General features: G+C 63.5%; 18 protein-coding genes. 8 read left to right on the top strand and 10 right to left on the bottom strand.

Annotated elements, in window-relative coordinates; all coding sequences use genetic code 11:
- Positions 1–102: 102 nt before the first annotated feature.
- Positions 103–630 (bottom strand): NUDIX hydrolase, encoded by a 528-nt coding sequence (locus BMZ79_RS17340; protein ID WP_090641997.1) that lies wholly within the window; start codon positions 628–630, stop codon positions 103–105.
- Between the two features lie 34 nt (positions 631–664).
- Entirely contained in the window at positions 665–1,594 is a 930-nt protein-coding gene (locus tag BMZ79_RS17335) for a helix-turn-helix domain-containing protein (RefSeq protein ID WP_090641995.1), read from the bottom strand.
- A gap of 145 nt (positions 1,595–1,739) precedes the next feature.
- On the opposite strand from BMZ79_RS17335, the gene BMZ79_RS17330 reads away from it, so the two are divergent.
- From BMZ79_RS17330 to BMZ79_RS17305, 6 genes are all read left to right on the top strand, one after another.
- Entirely contained in the window at positions 1,740–2,630 is an 891-nt protein-coding gene (locus BMZ79_RS17330) for a sugar phosphate isomerase/epimerase family protein (RefSeq protein ID WP_090641994.1), read from the top strand.
- Between the two features lie 91 nt (positions 2,631–2,721).
- A complete protein-coding gene (locus tag BMZ79_RS17325; protein WP_090641992.1) occupies positions 2,722–3,735 on the top strand; it encodes a Gfo/Idh/MocA family protein in 1,014 nt (337 codons plus the stop codon).
- Between the two features lie 281 nt (positions 3,736–4,016).
- Entirely contained in the window at positions 4,017–4,733 is a 717-nt protein-coding gene (locus BMZ79_RS17320) for a phosphatase PAP2 family protein (protein ID WP_090641991.1), read from the top strand.
- Positions 4,734–4,779: 46 nt separating this feature from the next.
- Positions 4,780–5,475, top strand: coding sequence for a response regulator transcription factor (locus tag BMZ79_RS17315; protein ID WP_090641989.1), 696 nt, complete (start codon positions 4,780–4,782; stop codon positions 5,473–5,475).
- Positions 5,468–6,907 (top strand): HAMP domain-containing sensor histidine kinase, encoded by a 1,440-nt coding sequence (locus BMZ79_RS17310; protein ID WP_090641988.1) that lies wholly within the window; start codon positions 5,468–5,470, stop codon positions 6,905–6,907. The genes BMZ79_RS17315 and BMZ79_RS17310 overlap by 8 nt, the downstream gene beginning before the upstream one ends.
- A 163-nt stretch (positions 6,908–7,070) precedes the next feature.
- On the top strand, positions 7,071–7,325 hold the full coding sequence (locus BMZ79_RS17305; RefSeq protein WP_177222179.1) for a galactose-binding domain-containing protein: 255 nt from the start codon (positions 7,071–7,073) through the stop codon (positions 7,323–7,325).
- 113 nt (positions 7,326–7,438) lie between these two features.
- Here BMZ79_RS17305 and BMZ79_RS17300 read toward each other — a convergent pair whose 3' ends face one another.
- Complete coding sequence (locus BMZ79_RS17300) at positions 7,439–7,999, bottom strand: helix-turn-helix domain-containing protein (RefSeq protein ID WP_090641985.1); 561 nt, start codon at positions 7,997–7,999, stop codon at positions 7,439–7,441.
- A 164-nt stretch (positions 8,000–8,163) separates the two neighbouring features.
- Here BMZ79_RS17300 and tdh point away from each other — a divergent pair, with 164 nt between their 5' ends.
- Positions 8,164–9,273: an L-threonine 3-dehydrogenase gene (tdh, locus tag BMZ79_RS17295; RefSeq protein WP_090641984.1), complete on the top strand. Its 1,110-nt coding sequence runs from the start codon at positions 8,164–8,166 to the stop codon at positions 9,271–9,273.
- Positions 9,245–10,414, top strand: coding sequence for a glycine C-acetyltransferase (locus tag BMZ79_RS17290; RefSeq protein ID WP_090641982.1), 1,170 nt, complete (start codon positions 9,245–9,247; stop codon positions 10,412–10,414). Before tdh ends, BMZ79_RS17290 begins: the two co-directional genes overlap by 29 nt.
- 94 nt (positions 10,415–10,508) lie before the next feature.
- Here BMZ79_RS17290 and fabV read toward each other — a convergent pair whose 3' ends face one another.
- The 7 genes from fabV to BMZ79_RS17255 all read right to left on the bottom strand — a co-directional run bounded on the left by fabV (position 10,509) and on the right by BMZ79_RS17255 (position 16,934).
- Positions 10,509–11,699, bottom strand: coding sequence for an enoyl-ACP reductase FabV (fabV, locus tag BMZ79_RS17285; RefSeq protein WP_090641981.1), 1,191 nt, complete (start codon positions 11,697–11,699; stop codon positions 10,509–10,511).
- A gap of 199 nt (positions 11,700–11,898) precedes the next feature.
- Positions 11,899–12,507, bottom strand: a complete 609-nt coding sequence (locus BMZ79_RS17280) for a flavin reductase family protein (RefSeq protein ID WP_090641979.1) — start codon at positions 12,505–12,507, stop codon at positions 11,899–11,901.
- Between the two features lie 22 nt (positions 12,508–12,529).
- On the bottom strand, positions 12,530–13,141 hold the full coding sequence (locus tag BMZ79_RS17275; protein WP_090641978.1) for an alpha/beta hydrolase: 612 nt from the start codon (positions 13,139–13,141) through the stop codon (positions 12,530–12,532).
- Positions 13,138–14,088, bottom strand: a complete 951-nt coding sequence (locus BMZ79_RS17270; RefSeq protein ID WP_090641976.1) for a ring-cleaving dioxygenase — start codon at positions 14,086–14,088, stop codon at positions 13,138–13,140. Before BMZ79_RS17270 ends, BMZ79_RS17275 begins: the two co-directional genes overlap by 4 nt.
- Positions 14,089–14,183: 95 nt before the next feature.
- Complete coding sequence (locus BMZ79_RS17265; RefSeq protein WP_090641975.1) at positions 14,184–14,570, bottom strand: DoxX family protein; 387 nt, start codon at positions 14,568–14,570, stop codon at positions 14,184–14,186.
- A gap of 378 nt (positions 14,571–14,948) precedes the next feature.
- Positions 14,949–15,941, bottom strand: coding sequence for a phytanoyl-CoA dioxygenase family protein (locus BMZ79_RS17260; RefSeq protein ID WP_090641973.1), 993 nt, complete (start codon positions 15,939–15,941; stop codon positions 14,949–14,951).
- A gap of 93 nt (positions 15,942–16,034) precedes the next feature.
- The gene (locus tag BMZ79_RS17255) at positions 16,035–16,934 is read right to left on the bottom strand and encodes an AraC family transcriptional regulator (protein ID WP_090641972.1); all 900 of its coding nucleotides are present in this window, start codon (positions 16,932–16,934) and stop codon (positions 16,035–16,037) included.
- Positions 16,935–16,939: the final 5 nt, after the last annotated feature.

Here is a 16,939-nt window from a genome sequence, read left to right as displayed (position 1 = left end):
CGTCTTCCTTCGCGGAAGCGGCCGCGGGCTGCGGACTTTTTCGTATGCGCGTGCGTGTCGGCACCCGGCAGGCGGCCGTTCGAAGGCCCGATCGGCGCGCGGCTATTCGGTGACGGGCATCCGCATCCGTTTGGCGGCTTCCTCCAGAATCCGCTTGTCCCGCATCAGCATGAAGACGGTGGAGTAATCGCCCGTCGCCGTCAGCGAGGCCTCGACGGCCCGCACCGCCTGCGGCATCGACATCCACTTCAGCGACAGGCCGAGCTTCTTCTCGTGCTCGGTCAGCCGGGCCTCGTGCGCTTCCTTCGCCGTCGCGACGAAGCAGTAGGAGACCTGCAGGAAGCCGTTCTTCTTCTTGTGCTCCTCGATATAGCCGAGACGGCGGACGATCGCCGCGTCGTAGCCCGTCTCTTCGCGCACCTCGCGCAGGAACGCCTGCTCCGGCGTTTCCTTCTTCTCGATGCCGCCGCCGGGCAGCTTATAGATCGCCGATTTCGCGATATGCATCATGGCCACGTTCGCGTCGGCGTCCAGCAGCACGCCGCGGGAGGCGGAGCGGGAGACATGCGGGAGCAGGTCCGGCTCGCCGCCGCGCACGTCGCGGTCCGTTATCCGGTACAGCAGCCGCATGCGATCACCCCTTTCTTCGTCTAGGTAGGTCCGTTCAATGCTTGTCCGCCCGCGGCGGCGAGGAACGGCTTTTGCGTATCGCGGAGGGCGCCTTGCTGCGCACTTTTTTGAATACCCGGCCGAAATACGTCATGTTCGAGAACCCGACGAGGCCGGCGATTTCGGTTACGGGGTAGTCGGTGTCCAGCAGCAGCCGTTCCGCCTCCTGGACGCGCAGCACGTGCATATATTCGATCAGCGTTTTGCCGGTAACGCTTTTGAATATTTTGCAGAAGTGGTTGGGGCTCAGGTTCACCAGGCGCGCCGCTTCGCCGACGCTGATCGTCTCCTGGTAGCGCTCCCTCAGCGTCAGGAGCAGGCTCGTAAAATCGTACGGCTTCTGCGCGCGCGCCGGTGCCGGGGCCGCGTTCTGCTCGGCGTAGCGGAAATACAAGCCGAAGATGCGCAGCAGCTCGGCCTTCACGAGCAGCTCGTAGCCGGCCTGCTTGCCCGTGAATTCCACGAGCAGGCGCGAGAAGGCGGCGTTCATCTCTTCGATGAACGGGGCGTCGGTCCGCATCCAGCTGGGCCACTTGACCCGCCGGTTCAGGTACGGGACGAAGTAATGCGGTTCCGTAATGTCGAGCCCGCTGCCGCGCACGAGCGCTTCGTTGAACACGATGCAGATCAGCTCCGTTTCCGGCGCGAGCTTGACCGCGCTGTGCAGCTGCTTCGCGTTGACGAAGGCGAGCTCGCCCTGGCCGAGCTGCTCGAAGGCGCCGTCCACCTGAATGCGCGCCTGTCCGTCCCGGACGTAGATCCATTCGAGATGATCGTGCCAATGCGTCCGGATCTCCCCGGTCACGACGAAGACGTTGATGGGGAACGTGCGGTCGGGAATGAACGTGTTTTCTTTCAGCGGGCTGACGGTCATGGGCGCCTCCTTCTCGCGCTTGCGCACGATATTACGGCCTAAAGGATTCATTCCGCGGATGATACCGGTTTACTGCCAACGGATAAACGTAAGATTGTACGAATATAACACAAATTCGTGGCTAGTCTCAACGAAAATCTTTCAGTACGATTAGGTCAGTTTCCATAAAGCGCTGAAAGGTGATGACATCGTTCTCATGAAATCCATCCGCATCGGTACGCTGGTCGGCGGCGGCAACGCCGACAAGATCATCCCCCAATTGATTCCCCACGGCTTCGAGTCGTTCGCGCTCACGTTCTGGCAATCGACCCGCGGCGCGGATCTGTACGAGCTCGCGAAGCGCGTCCGCGAAGCCGTCGAAGGGCGCGACATCGTCATCTCGGCGATCGGCGTCTTCGGCAATCCGCTGACGGGCGCCGGCGACAACGCCGACACGCTGGCCAGCTGGGAGCGGCTCATCGACGCCGCGGAAGCGTTCGGCACGAACCTCGTGAACGGCTTCACCGGCCGCATGCCGGGGAGCATCGACCAATCGCTGCCGCGCTTCGCGGAGGTGTTCGGCGAGCTCGCCAAGCGGGCGGAAGCGCGCGGCGTGCGCCTCGCGTTCGAGAATTGCGACATGGGCGGCACGTGGGGAAGCGGCGAATGGAACATCGCGCATAACCCGACGGCCTGGGAGCTGATGTTCAACGCGGTGCCGAGCGACAGCATCGGCCTGCAGTGGGAGCCCTGCCACCAGATGGTCAGCCTCATCGATCCGATCCCGCAGCTGCGCAAGTGGGTGAGCACCGGGAAGATTTTCAACGTGCACGGGAAGGACGCGACGATCGCGTGGGACGTCATTCGCGAGCACGGCATTCACGGGCCGCGCGAGTTCGTCTGGCACCGGACGCCGGGCTTCGGCGATTCCGACTGGACGGACATCATCTCGATCCTGCGCCAGGGCGGCTATGCCGGCAGCATCGACATCGAAGGCTGGCACGATCCGGTCTACAAGGGCGAGCTCGAGATGACGGGCCAAGTGCATGCCTTGAACTACCTGAAGCGCTGCCGCGGCGGCGACTTCGTGCCGAATCCGGCGGAATAGGCCGGGGCGGAACCGGTTGCGTAATCGAAGAACATTTCGGCTCGAATAGCTTTCCTTTTCTTTACTTTACCCAAAAGGAGCATAAACCGATATGACGCATAAGATCGTCGTCGCCGGCTGCGGCGGCATGGCCAACACCTGGGTGGATTACGCCCTTCAGCGGGACAACGCCGAGATCGTCGGCTTGGTCGATATTTACGAGGAAAGCGCGAAAGCGATGGCCGCCAAGAAAGGGCTGAGCGTGCCGACGTTCGCGAACTTGAGCGACGCGCTCGCGGCGACGGGCGCCACGCTCGTCTTCGACGTCACGATTCCGGCGAGCCACAAGCAAATCGCGATAACGGCCATGCAAGCCGGCTGCAACGTGTTCGGCGAGAAGCCGATGGCGGAATCGTACGCGGACGCGCAGGAGATCGTCGCCGTCAGCCAAGCGACGGGCAAACGGTACTCCGTTATGCAGAACCGCCGCTACTTGAAGCAGATCCGCTCCTTCCGCGACATGGTCGCCTCCGGGGCGATCGGCACGCCGGGCTCGATTCACGCCGATTTCTTCCTCGGCGCGCATTTCGGCGGCTTCCGGGACGTCATGGACAATCCGCTCATCATCGACATGGCCATCCATACGTTCGACCAGGCGCGCTTCATTACGGGCACGGATCCCGTCTCCGTCTACTGCCACGAGTTCAACCCGCCGGGATCGTGGTACAAGGGCAACGCCTCCGCGATCTGCATCTACGAGATGAGCGACGGCTCGGTCTTCTCCTACCGCGGTTCGTGGTGCGCGGACGGCCTCAACACGTCGTGGGAATCCGATTGGCGCGTCACCGGCAGCAAAGGCGGCGCCCGCTGGGACGGCGCTTCGATGCCGTACGGCGAGGTCGTCAATCCGGAGAAGGCGGAAGGCTTCATCCGCGAACTGGCGCGCATCGAAGGCGGCGAGTCGTGGAACGGGCGCGAAGGCCACTGGGGCTGCCTCGACGAGATGTTCGCGGCGCTCGAGGAAGGGCGGCCGGCCGAGACCGACTGCCTCGACAACATCAAGAGCGTGGCCATGGTGTTCGGCGCGGTCGAGAGCGCGCGCACCGGTCAGAAGGTTAGGCTGTAACGTCGCCGCAAGAGCCCGTCCTGGGGGACGGGTTCTTTTTTTGTCCGCGGTTGGCTGCGAGATGGTCCGAGCGCTTCCGACCCTCATCCTCCGAACGTGTTCCTCCGATCTCCTCCGACCTCGCCCTTCGAACGCGTTCTTCCGACTCTCTTCAGAACCTCTTCAGAAAATCTTCAGCATTTCCGCGAGGGGGACTACAGATTTACCGGCTAAGATGAGGACAGTCCGGAAGCGCCGCGCGCGGTTCCGGGAAATTCGAAGCCAAAGGTGGAATCCTGTCCATGATTAACGCGACCCGAGCTTCCGCGTCCGGCGCGTCCCGGCGCCGTTTGAAGGCGTGGCTGCCCTTGCTGTGGATGCTGCTCCTTCCGTTCCTCAATCTCTTCTACGTGCTGCTCAATCGTCCCGGCGAGCAGGTGCACCGCCTCGCGACGGCGTTCGACCGGGCGCTGCCCGTCATTCCCGCGTTCTCGGTGCCGTACGTGCTCTGGTATCCGTTCGTCGCGCTGACGCTGGTCGGCCTCTTCCTGAAGGATCGCCGCGCGTATTACCGGACGCTGGGCGCGCTGTGCCTGGGTCTCGTCATCTGCTACCTGGTCTACGCGTGCTTCCAGACGACGGTCGACCGGCCGGCGGTCGCCGGAGACGGATTCTTCCAATCGCTCATGCGCGCCGTGTACGCGAACGACGCGCCGTTCAACTGCTTTCCGAGCATTCACGTCCTGACGAGCTATCTGATGCTTCGCGCGGCTTCGTCGTATCGTCCCGCGCTTCGCGTCGGCATCCGGATCATGGCCGTCCTGATCATGTGCTCCACCTTGTTCATGAAGCAGCACGTCATCGCGGACGTCGCCGCCGGCATCGCGACCGCCGAGCTGGTCTACTTCGCCTGCGGACGGATTCAGCGCCGCTCGCGCCGGGGAAACGCCCGCGAAGGCGCGGATACGCCGGACGCGGCGGCGCCGGGACGCAGATCCCGCAAGCGCCAAGCGGGCTGAATTGTTGTATACTACTTCCAACGCCGCAAAGAACGGGAGAGGAACCATGAACCAACGAACCGTATTGGTCGTCGACGACGATCCGGATATCCGCCAAATCGTGCGGATCTACTTGCGCAACGAAGGCTACCGCGTGCTCGAAGCGGAGAACGGCCGAGCGGCGCTGGACGCGCTGAAGGAGGAGGGGGACGCGATCCGGCTCGTCATCCTCGACGTGATGATGCCCGGCATGGACGGCATGGCCGTCTGCCTCGCCGTGCGCGAACGATCGGACGTGCCGATCATCATGCTGTCTGCCAAGAGCGAGGATCTGGACAAAATCACCGGCCTGACGACCGGCGCCGACGACTACGTGACGAAGCCGTTCAATCCGCTGGAGCTGCTGGCGAGAGTCAAAGCCCAGCTGAGGCGAATGGACGCGCTCGGCGCGAAGCGGCAGGAATCGTCCGTCATCGCGATCGGGGATCTCACGATCGAGCCGGACCGGCACCGGGTCACGGCGAACGGCGGCGAGGTCGCGCTCACGCCGCTGGAATTCGCGATTCTGAAGCTGCTCGCCGCCAACCGCGGCCAGGTGTTTAGCGCCGACCGGATCTACCGGACCGTCTGGAAGGAGCAGATCGGCTACTCCGACAACACCGTCATGGTGCATATCCGGAACCTCCGGGAGAAGCTGGAGGCCAATCCGCGCGAGCCGGTCTACATCAAGACGGTGTGGGGAGTGGGGTATAAAATTGAATAGGAAGCCGTGGTTCACCATCCGCACGCAGCTGATCGCCACGATCCTCTTCAGCCTCTTCGCCAGCATTCTGGTGATCGGCGCGTTCAATATGATTACCCGTTCGGCGTTCAAGATTTCCTTCACCAGCTACGAAACCGCCAAGAACCGGGTCGAGGACCGCTTGACGTATTTGACCGACGAGCTGCCCGGACGCGTCAACCGCTATTCCCTGCAGGCCGCGGTGGACGAAGCGAGCGACGGGGGCAAGGTGGACGTCTACATCGCGGACGAATCCGGCAAGGTGCTGTTCCGCTCCGCGGGCGCGGAGCGGAAGCAGCTGAATATCATCGATTACTTCTCGTCCGCTTCCGACGATACCGCGGACTATGAAGGCAAGCCGTACGCGCGGATCGCGGCGGGCGAATGGGAGGGCAACCCGGTGTACCTCGTCGCCGAAGGCCGCCTGAAGGGCGAGATCGGCTACATGATCCGGGACCAGCCGGCCAAGAACGTCATGCTGTTCCTGCTCGTGTTCATCGTCTGCTTCTACTGGTTCGCCTCCCGCAAGACGAAGAAGATCCAGCTCATCGACCGCCAGCTGGCCGAGATCGCCGAGGGCAACCTGGACGTCCGCCTGAACACGAGCGGCCGGGACGAGCTCGGCGTCGTCTCCAAGAACATCAACGCGATGGCGGAGAATTTGAAGCGCCAGCTGGCGAAGGAGCGCAAGCTCGAGCGGTCCAAGATGGCGCTCATCACGGGCGTATCCCACGACCTGCGCACGCCGCTCACGAGCGTCGTCGGCTACCTCGATCTGCTGCGCAAGCGCGCGTACGAGGACGAGGAGGAGCGCGACCGGTTCGTCGACAACGCGTACAGCAAGACGCTGCGGCTGAAGAAGCTGATCGACGACCTGTTCGACTACACGCGGCTCACCTCCGGCAATCCGCAGCTGCGGCTGCAGCCGCTCGACCTGGCGGAGCTGCTCCGCCAGCTGATCGCGGAATACGAGCCGATCGCGCAGGAGCGCGGCCTCGCCGTCAAGCCGGAGTTCGCCGCGGACGCCCTGCCGGCACGCGCGGACAGCGAGAAGCTCGTCCGGGCGGTCGATAATTTGCTGATGAACGCGATGAAATTCTCCGACGTTCCGGGGGACATCGTCGTCCGGGCGGGAGCGGGCAGCGAAGGCACGCTGTACGTCGAGATCGAGAATCGCGGCCGGCCGGTGTCGCCGGAGCAGGAGGAGCAGCTGTTCGACCGGTTCTACAAGGCCGACGCCGCCCGGGCGCAGGCAAGCGACGGATCGGGCCTCGGGCTGTCGATCGCGAAGGAGATCGTCGAGCGTCACGGGGGCACGTTGAACCTGACGCACCGGGACGGGCTGTACGCGTTCCGGATCGAGCTGCCGGCCGAGCCGGCGAACGGCGGCGAACCGCGGCAGACGCCGGTCTAAAGCACGCCGCGCCGATAAGAACGCAACGCCCTTTCACGTTTGGAAGGGCGTTTTTCGCATGCCGGCGGAACCGAACAAACAAAAGGAAAAACGCAGCAATGTTCCGCCCGGACGGAAGCTTTTATACTGAACGCAGGGAGGTGGGGTTCACGCACAAATAAAGGTGGACTTCGGCGCGGGCACGACGTTCAACAAGGCCGTCCTGACGGAGTACGACAGCCGGACGACGGGCTACCGGATCGAATATTGGAACGGCTCGGCGTGGCAGACGGCGTATACGGGCACGAACATCGGCGCCTCGTACGTACCGAAGACGATTACGTTCCCTTCGGTGACGGGCAGCAAGGCGCGGATCTATTTCACGTCCGGCACGAGCTACGCGCCGATTATCTACGAGTTCGGGATATACAACCAGTAGCAAGCGGAGAGCAAGTCCGAATCGTTATTCGGAACAAGCAAAAGCCCCCTTGGCGAGCGAGCCAAAGGGGCTTTTGTCATGGCGAGCCGGCGCCGCGAAAACGGCGGTTCCGCTCAGGTCGGATAATGAATCAGCGTGTAATAGACGATTTTCGCCTCGGTCGCGTTCTCGTACGAATGGGGCTGATCGGCGTTGAAGTGCAGCGCGTCGCCCGCCTGCAGCTCGTAGACATCGTCCTGGACGGTCAGCCGCAGCGTTCCCCGCACCATCAGAATATATTCCTCGACGCCTTCGTAGTGGGCTTCCGAAGCGTGCATGCAGCCCGGCTCCAGCTCGACGGTGTAGATCTCGAATTTCTTGCCCTGCTCGAACGGGATGAGCGGATAGGAGCGGTAATTGCCGTCTTCCTCGGAGAACGGCTCGAGCTCCGCGAACCGGATGTAGTTGACGCTCGCTTTCGTCTCCTCGATGAGGGACGTGAAGGAGATGTGCAGCCCGTTGACGATTTTCCAGATGATCGAGATCGTCGGGTTGGAGTCGCCGCGCTCGATCTGGCCGAGCATCGCCTTGCTGACGCCGGTCAGATCGGCGACCTGGTCGAGGCTGAGCCCTCTCGCTTTGCGGATCGCTTGAAGGTTTTTGCCGATTTTCTTATGGATTTGTTCCTGCTCCATGGGGCCTCCTTACGATGGTTGCTGTTCCTCATTATAACGAAAATCGCGGCGGCGGACAGCTCGTTAGAAAAAAATGGTGTACATCATCGCATACGTCTGTATAATATAGCATATACAAGATAGCGCACAATTGGATTATATCTTACACGCGGGTGGGATGAAGCTTGGCGGCGACGATGATGGGATTGGTGAAGGAGGCGCGGGCGGCGGGCGCGGTTCTGCGGGAGGTGCCCGTTCCGGTCTGCGGTCCGGACGAGGTGCTGGTTCGCGTGAAAGCGTCTTCGATCTGCGGGACGGACGTGCATATCTACAAGTGGGACGCCTGGGCGGAAAGCGCCGTCGTGACGCCGAACGTGTTCGGGCATGAATTCGCCGGGATCGTGGAGCAGGTCGGCCGCGACGTGAAGGACGTCCGCGTCGGCGATCGCGTGTCGGCGGAGGGACATATCGTCTGCGGACGCTGCAAGGCGTGCCGGACCGGCAACGCGCACGTCTGCCCGAACACGGTCAGCTTCGGCATCTCGGCTCCCGGCTGCTTCGCGGATTACGCGCTTGTGAAGGCGACCAACGTCATCCCGAATCCCCCGGATATGCCGTTCGAGCTCGCCTGCCTGCAGGATCCGCTCGGCAACGCGGTGCAAACGGTGCTGTCCGGCGATATCGTCGGCAAGTCCGTCGCGATCGTCGGCATGGGGCCGATCGGATTGATGGCCGTCGCCGTCGCGAAAGCGTGCGGCGCCGGCGCCGTCATCGCGATCGACGTCAATCCGTACCGGCTGGAGCTGGCGAAGCGGATGGGCGCGGAAATCGTCGTCAACAACCGGGATACGTCGATGGTCGAAGCGATCATGGCGCATACCGGCGGCGAGGGAGCCGAGGTCGTGCTCGAAATGTCCGGCCATCCCGACGCGATCCGGGCGGGCTTCGAAGCCGCCGCGCCGGCGGCGCGGGTGTCGCTGCTGGGCATTCCGTCGCGCGAGGTGTCGCTCGATTTGTCCCGCCATATCATCTTCAAAGGGCTGCGCGTCGAAGGCATTACCGGGCGCCGCATGTACCAAACGTGGTACCAGCTGAAAGGGCTGCTCGAGCGGAAGCGCATCGACTTAAGCCCGCTCATCACCCACCGCTTCGCCTTGCGGGATTACGAGGAAGCGTTCGGGCTGATGATGTCGGGGCAATGCGGCAAAATCGTATTTACGCAGGATGCGGCTGCATCCGAGCTGACCGATAAGGAGCGTGCCGACCGTGGCGAAGTGGGAAACGGCGTTAGGTGAAGAATTGCGGCAGTTGAAGCGGGAAGGGCGCTATCGTCCGCTGAACGTATGGACCGGGGGAGCGGGCACGCGGATGGAGCTGAACGGCCGTTCGCTGCTTCAGATGTCCTCGAACAATTATCTCGGCCTGACGGATCATCCGGCGCTGATTCGGGCGGCCGTCGAAGCGACGGAGCGGTACGGCGCCGGCAGCGGCTCGGTGCGGACGATTACCGGCACGCTCGACATCCACGACCGGCTGGAGCGCGAGCTGGCGCGGTTCAAAGGGACGGAGGCAGCGCTCGTCTTTCAGTCCGGCTTCACGACGAACCAAGGCGTCCTGTCCTCCATCCTGGGGCCGGACGACGTCGTGATCAGCGACGAGCTGAACCATGCCAGCATCATCGACGGCATCCGGCTGACGAAGGCGCATCGCAAGATTTACGCCCATAAGGACATGGCGCAGCTGGAAGCGGCGCTCAAGGAGAGCGCGGGCTGCGCCAAACGAGTCGTCGTGACGGACGGCGTGTTCAGCATGGACGGGGACATCGCGCCGCTGCCGGCCATCGTGGAGCTGGCGGAACGGTACGACGCGTTCGTGTATGTCGACGACGCCCACGCGAGCGGGGTGCTGGGCAAGCACGGCAAAGGCACGACGGACCACTTCGGCCTGCACGGCCGCGTCCACATTCAAGTGGGCACGTTGTCCAAGGCGGTGGGCGTCGTCGGCGGCTACGTGGCGTGCGACCGGCTGCTCAAGGACTACTTGATCCATAAGGCGCGTCCGTTGCTGTTCAGCACGTCGCAGACGCCGGCCGTCGCGGCTTCGTGCCTGGCGGCGATCGAGGTGCTCGGGCAGAGCGGGGAACTGATCGCGAAGCTGTGGGAGAACGCGGCGTATTTCCGCTCGCGGGTGCAGGCGCTCGGCTTCGATACCGGCGCGAGCGAGACGCCGATCGTGCCGGTCATCGTGGGCAGCCCGGCCGAGACCATGCGCTTCTCCGATCTGCTGCTGGCGGAAGGCGTGTTCGCGCAGGGCATCGTCTATCCGACCGTCGCGGCGGACAAGGGCCGCGTCCGGTTCATCGTGACCGCCCGGCATACGCAAGAGGAGCTGGACTATGCGGTCGAAGCGCTGCGCAAGTGCCGGGACGCCGTCTAGCTTGAACGCCGTCCGATCCTGCACGCACAAGGGCTGCGGCGGCAAACGAAAAGGCCGGATTCCCTCGAGGGGAATCCGGCCTTCGGTCTGTCCGTTAATTGACGTTCGGCACGTCCACGATCGGATCGACGTCCGCTTCGTAGTCGACGCCTTCGGTTTCGAAGCCGAACAACTGGAAGAATTCTTTGCGGTAGCCTTCCAGATCCGTCAATCGCGCGATGCTGTCGGTGGTGACTTCCTCCCACAGCCGCGCGACCTCGTCCTGCACGTCCGGACGCATCTCCCAATCGTCGATGCGGATGCGGCCCTCCTCGTCGACCGGCACGTCGCCGCCGGCGTAGAGGCGTTCCGCGAACAGGCGGTACGTCTGCTCGATGCAGCCCTCGTGGATGCCTTTCTCCTTCATCACCTTATAGAGCGCGGAGATGTAAAGCGGCACGACGGGAATCGCGGAGCTGGACTGCGTGACCAGCGCCTTGCTGACCGTGACGAACGCGCGCCCGCCGGTTTCGCCGAGCTGCCCGTTCAAGTGCTTCGCCGTCGCCTCGAGGTGGTCCTTCGCCTGGCCGATCGTGCCTTCGCGGTAGATCGGCTGCGTGATGCGCGAGCCGATGTACGAGTAGGAGATCGTCGTCGCGTTATCGGCGAGGACGCCGCCGGCGCGGAGCGCGTCGATCCACAGCTGCCAGTCGTCGCCGCCCATGACGGCGACCGTCTCTTTCACGTCCTGCTCGGTGCCCGGCTCGAGGGTGACCATGCTGACTTCGCCGGTGTGGAAGTTGACCGTCTTGTTCGTGTACGCGCCGCCGAGCGGCTTCAGGACGGAGTTGTACGTCTCGCCCGTCTCGGGATCCGTCCGGCGCGCCGACGCGACGCTGTAGACGACGAGATCGACTTGGCCGAGCTCCCGCCGGATCACTTCGACGGCCTTCGCTTTCGTCTCGGCCGAGAAGGCGTCGCCCGTCACGCTGAACGATTTCAGGCCGGCCGCCTGGGCGGCGCGCTCGAACGCGGCGGAGTTGTACCAGCCCGCGGACGCGGTGCGGCCCGGTTTGCCTTCGCTCGGCCGGTACACGCCGACCGTGTTCGCGTTCGCGCCGAACGCGGCCGCGATGCGGGCCGCGAGACCGTAGCCGGCGGACGCGCCGATGACGAGCACGTTGCGCGGGCCTTGGACGGCCGGGCGCGCCTGTATGTAGTCGATTTGCTTCTGCACCTGCGCGGCGCAGCCGATCGGATGCGCGGTCGTGCAGATGAAGCCGCGCGTTCTTGGTTTAATGATCATGGCGATTCGTTCCATTCCTCTCATTGGGGGAATCGGGGACTAGCCCCATTCGTTTCAATGTTACGATAGTACCCCGAATGAACGCAAACCGCAACCTGAACGCGCAAAAAGCCCGCGAAATCGCGGGCTTGCGAACGTGGCGGCGCCGGCGCGGTCTCGGCCGGCGCGGGCAGCTTGCCGAATGGTCAAGCGTCAAGGATCACGGGCGATCCAGGTGAAAGATCTCGCCGAGCTTGGCGTAACCCGTGCCGGCCAGCCGGCTGACGGGCCGCAGCGCGGCAGGGTCGATATGGCCGGCGTCGTACACGCCGTCGCGGAAGTGGTAGCGGACGATCCGGCCGATCAAGAGATCGCTGGCCGGCGATTCCTCCGTACCGCCGAGCGGCACGATGCGCTCGAGCACGCATTCCAGCCGCACCGCGGCTTCCGCGATGCCCGGCACGCGGACCGCCTCGCTCGGCACCGCCGTCAAGCCGGCGGCGTCGAGCTCGCTCTCTTCGGGACCGAGCGCGGCGGCGGTCCGGTTCATCGCCCCGACGTTCCGCTCGTCGGGGATGTGCACGACGAACTCGCCGAGCGCCGCCGCGTTGCGGGACGTGTCCTTCATCGCGCCGTCGCGGCGGCCGACGGAGATCGAGACGAGCGGCGGGTTCGCCGTCACGATGTTGAAGTAGCTGAACGGCGCCGCGTTGACGGTGCCGGAAGGGGTCAGCGTCGTCACCCAGGCGATCGGCCGGGGGATGATGCTCCCGATCATCAGCTTGTAATTGTCCCGTTCGCTCAGGGCGTCCGGATCGATGGTCACCATAAGTCGCGGCCTCCCTCCGGGGTTAGGATGGAAAAGCCGCTGCGAACCACGCGGCGGCTTGCCGCGCTTCGGTTCCCGACAGCCGGTGCCCGTTGTTCTCCCAATGCACCGTCACGTCGGCGCCCGCGCCCCGCAGCAGCCCCGTCAGCTCCTCCGTCTCGGAGGCGGAGCAGATCGGGTCGTTCGTGCCGGCGCCGATGAAGACCGGCACGCCGGTCAGATCCGGCAGCGCCATGCCGCGCAGCGGTACCATCGGGTGATGGAGCACCGCGCCCCGCAAGGCGTCGGCGTAATGGAAGAGCAGGCTGCCCGCGATATTGGCGCCGTTGGAGTAGCCGACCGCGACGATCGACTCGCGGCGGAAGCCGTATTTCGCGGCCGCCTCGTCCAGGAAGTCTGCGAGCTCCTTCGTGCGGAAGCGCAGGTCTTCCTCGTCGAACACGCCTTCGGCGAGCCGGCGGAAGAAGCGGGGCATCCCGTTCTCCGAGACGTTCCCCCGCACGCTCAGCACGGACGAGGAGGGGGAGAGCTGCTCCGCGAGCGGGAGCAGGTCGTGCTCCGTGCCGCCCGTCCCGTGCAGCAGCAGCAGCACGGGCGCGTTCGGATCGGTTCCGGGTCGATAGAGATGTCTCATCGTTCGTTCGCCTCCAATTCGCGGACTTGGATCGGGAACAGGTTCTGCTCGATGAGGCCGCGTTTCGGCTCGTACCACGAAGGGAGCATCAGTTTCTCGCCGAGCGTGTCGTACGGCTCGTCGCGCTGGAAGCCGGGCGCGTCGGTCGCGATTTCGAACAGGATGCCGCCGGCTTCGCGGTAGTAGATCGCGTTGAAGTATTGGCGGTCGATGATGTCCGTCGCGTGGAAGCCGTTCGCGATGACGTGGTCGCGCCACTTCGCATGGTCTTCGTAGCTTGCCGCGCGCCAAGCGATATGATGCACGGTGCCTGCGCCTGGATCGCCCCAAGGCATCGGATCGGCGTTAATGTCGATGACGTTGCCGATATCGCCGCCCGCCCGGTAGCGGACGAGGCCGTTTTCTTCCGCGACCTTCGTCAAGCCCATCACGTTTTCGAGCGTATCCCGCGTACGGTCCGGACGGACGCTGTACAGAATCGCGCCGCCGAAGCCTTTGATCGCTTTATCGAGCGGGATGCCGCCGAACGTCCATTTGCTCGGCGCGCCTTCTTCGCGTTCGACGAGCTCCAGCTGCAAGCCGTCGCCGTCTTTGAACTGCAGGTACGTTTCCCCGAAGCGCGACGTCCGCTCGAAGGCGATGCCGAACCGGGTCAGGCGCTCCGCCCAGAACGGCAGCGCTCCCGCCGGTACGGCGAAGGTCGTATAGCCGACCTGGCCGCCCCCGACTTTACCGAGGCGCGCGCCTTCCGAAGGGAAGAACGTCATGATCGTGCCCGGTCCGCCGATCTCATTGCCGAAATACAGATGGTAGACGTCCGGCGCATCGAAGTTGATCGTTTTTTTCACGAGACGCAGGCCGAGAAGGCCGGCGTAAAAATCGACGTTGTCCTGCGGATGGCGAACGAAAGACGTAATGTGGTGAATACCGGCTGTTTGATAAGTCATGTGAAATCCCTCCTGGATTGGTGTATCCCGGTCGTTGCCGGGGAAATTTTACCGCGTGAACGTCAACTATGGCAACCGTGCGGTCAGGCGCCCGCTTAACCGATCGAATACGAGCCGGCGCCGGCAAGGGCGACGCCGATGACGACGACAAGGACGACGAGCGGATATTCATAGCCGTTGGCGGTGGACCAGATGCCGTTCTTGCCGTGCACCTTCGCGATGGCGCCGAGCATGGTGAGCGCGATCAATACCGCGCCGACGGTCGTCAGCAGGCCGGCGCCGAACAGCAGGCCCCCGACCAGCTCCATCAGGCCGGACACGACCGCCATGGCGACGCCCGGCTTGATGCCGACGGATTCCATCCAGCCGCCCGTGCCCTTCGGCCCGTAGCCGCCGAACCAGCCGAACAGCTTCTGCGCCCCGTGTCCGACGAACAGCAGCCCGATTACGATGCGAATCAACAACAATCCCAAATCCATCATGAGTATCATTCTCCTTTAATTATGGTTTTAATTTAATAATCTTTAATTTAAGATATTGGAGCTAAAAAAAGACGACGGGACGATAAGGGTATAAGGCTTAAGGAAGCAAGCAAGTCGAGCATGACGCGCTCTCCATGCGTCGCGCGATCGGGCCGTGTTCTACATGACACCGCACCTCCAGTTGGCATTCGATGACGAAATCTTGAAATCGATAATCTTAAATTTAAGATAATCATAACCGGCGTTTGGCCGTTTGTCAACACCATCTGCAAAAGTTGTTCCGGAGCATGTTCCCGAGCATGCAAAAACGGCCGCCCCTCGGTTACGAGAGGCGGCCGGTCCGTATGCGCGTCCGGCTCGATCCGTTCGCCGCGGCGCTTATTTCTTCTCCACGACCGGCATCATCATGCCGTTATCCATGCCCATCATGCTCACGCTGCCGTCCGAATCCGCGCCTTCGTACAAGTACACTTGCGTCCCGAACGCGGGCTCCGCGTACGGCAGATGCGTTTTGCCGCGGGCCAGGATCTGGCGGTAATTGCCGGAATCGCCTTCGTAGCCGTCATGATCCCACGGCACCCAGGAGCGGGCGCTGCAGTAGTGGCAGACGTACGAGCGGCGGAACCGGTCCGCGGTCTTGTTCGGAAACGACCGGTGGAACAAGTGGGAGTGGAAAAACAGCACGTCGCCCGGCTGCAGCGGCACGGGGATCGGCGGCGGATACTTGGCGACCATGCGGGACAGCGTGTTCACCTCGTCGTCGAGGTGGCTGACGTTGCTGACGCCGTTCAAGTCGGCGAAGGCGTCGAGCGCGTGCACGTTGCCGCCGCCGATCTCGGCCGGCGGATAGACCGGCTCGTGGTTGGAGCCCGGCACGACCCAGAGGCAGCCGTTCTCTTCGTCGGCCTGTTCGAGCGCGATCCAGGCGCCGATCAGCGTATCCGGATGCGTCTTGATGTAGCAAGAGTCTTGATGCCAGCCTTGACCGCCGCGGCCCGGCGGGTTCAGGAACATCATCGACTGCACGGCGTAGACGTCGGGGCCGATGAGCGCTTCCGTGACGTCGAGGATGCGGGGATGCAGCATGCCGCGCTCCGCGGCGGGCTCGACGCGGGACAGCATATGGATGCGGGTGGCCGCTTTGAATTCTTCCTTTAACGGATCCCGTTCGCTCGGCTTGTACGACTGATCGGGCTTCTCCGTTTTCAGCCGCGTTTGCTCCGCGAGCCCGTACAGTTCGGCGATGTCTTCGTTTGACAGCAGGCCCTTGACGATCAGATAGCCGTTGCGCTGGTAATGCACGTAATCCTCGACGCTGACGAGATAGCGTTCTTCCCTTGCCCGGGACTTGGGCGTATAGTAGGTAGCCATGCGATTCGAGCCTCCATTGACGTGTCGTTATACTCTTATTTTCGCGGATTCGCGACAGCGGTTTCAATGGATGGAAGACGACATTCGATGTCTTTATTTGATCTCGGGGTTGACGAGGATATGCCGGTTGGCGAAGGTTCGTCCCGGGTCCACGGCGATGGCGGCGTAGCGGAAGACGGGCTCTTTGCACCGATCCATGTATTCCGTGGCGGTGATGCCGCGGATGCGTTTGTATATTTTTGAGAAATGATGCTCGTCCCCGAAACCGCACTGGAAGGCGATATGCTTCACCGTGCTCCCGCCCATCATCATGAGCTCCTCGGCCAAATTGATGCGCCGCTCGAGCAGCATCCGCTTCGGCGATATCCCGACGGCGGCGACGAACATCCGCGTGAAATGCTCGTGCGACCAGCCGGACTGCCGGGCGATCTGTTCGATCGTGATCGGTTCGGTCAGATGTTCCTCGATGTAGGCGATGCCCCGCGAAATCTGCACGGGGTAGCTCGCGGACGCGAATTCGGGCGTGTTCGCGGCATACGCGGCGAGCTCTTCCATCGCGGCGGCCACGAGCGCGGAGAGGCGCCGCTTCCAATGATGCGCCTGATAGCCGGCGGCGACGATGATCTGCTGCATGATGCCGGCGACGAGGCTGCCGTACCGGGCGGGCACGACGTGGAAGCCGGTCTGAAGCATGCCGGCGAACCGCTCGTCGCGGCCGCGCAGCGCGCCGTAGTCGAAGTGGACGAACAGGTGGCGGGTCGTCCGCTCGCGGTCGAACAGGTAGCGGTGGCTTTCGCCGGGCCGCGTGAAGACGAAGCACGGATAGCCGAGTTCGTGCGGCACGCCTTCCCATTCGTAGACGGTGCCCGTCGCCTCGGGAAAGTAGACGAGTTCGTAGTCGTGGATGCTGCGCGGGCCGAGCGTGGTGCCTTTGCCGACGATGATGTCCCCGACGACGTGCACGTGCGGCCAGCTGTCCCGTTCCTCGTTCATGGCGG

This window comes from Paenibacillus sp. UNC496MF (genome assembly GCF_900113915.1).
Taxonomy (GTDB): domain Bacteria; phylum Bacillota; class Bacilli; order Paenibacillales; family Paenibacillaceae; genus Paenibacillus_Z; species Paenibacillus_Z artemisiicola.
This window is presented reverse-complemented; position numbering and strand designations above follow the sequence as displayed.

Coding starts and splice junctions, on each gene's coding strand:
- BMZ79_RS17340 (WP_090641997.1), bottom strand. CDS start 630: ATGCGGCTGCTGTACCGGATAACGGACCGCGACGTGCGCGGCGGCGAG.
- BMZ79_RS17335 (WP_090641995.1), bottom strand. CDS start 1,594: ATGAATCCTTTAGGCCGTAATATCGTGCGCAAGCGCGAGAAGGAGGCG.
- BMZ79_RS17330 (WP_090641994.1), top strand. CDS start 1,740: ATGAAATCCATCCGCATCGGTACGCTGGTCGGCGGCGGCAACGCCGAC.
- BMZ79_RS17325 (WP_090641992.1), top strand. CDS start 2,722: ATGACGCATAAGATCGTCGTCGCCGGCTGCGGCGGCATGGCCAACACC.
- BMZ79_RS17320 (WP_090641991.1), top strand. CDS start 4,017: ATGATTAACGCGACCCGAGCTTCCGCGTCCGGCGCGTCCCGGCGCCGT.
- BMZ79_RS17315 (WP_090641989.1), top strand. CDS start 4,780: ATGAACCAACGAACCGTATTGGTCGTCGACGACGATCCGGATATCCGC.
- BMZ79_RS17300 (WP_090641985.1), bottom strand. CDS start 7,999: ATGGAGCAGGAACAAATCCATAAGAAAATCGGCAAAAACCTTCAAGCG.
- fabV (WP_090641981.1), bottom strand. CDS start 11,699: ATGATCATTAAACCAAGAACGCGCGGCTTCATCTGCACGACCGCGCAT.
- BMZ79_RS17280 (WP_090641979.1), bottom strand. CDS start 12,507: ATGGTGACCATCGATCCGGACGCCCTGAGCGAACGGGACAATTACAAG.
- BMZ79_RS17275 (WP_090641978.1), bottom strand. CDS start 13,141: ATGAGACATCTCTATCGACCCGGAACCGATCCGAACGCGCCCGTGCTG.
- BMZ79_RS17270 (WP_090641976.1), bottom strand. CDS start 14,088: ATGACTTATCAAACAGCCGGTATTCACCACATTACGTCTTTCGTTCGC.
- BMZ79_RS17265 (WP_090641975.1), bottom strand. CDS start 14,570: ATGATGGATTTGGGATTGTTGTTGATTCGCATCGTAATCGGGCTGCTG.
- BMZ79_RS17260 (WP_090641973.1), bottom strand. CDS start 15,941: ATGGCTACCTACTATACGCCCAAGTCCCGGGCAAGGGAAGAACGCTAT.
- BMZ79_RS17255 (WP_090641972.1), bottom strand. CDS start 16,934: ATGAACGAGGAACGGGACAGCTGGCCGCACGTGCACGTCGTCGGGGAC.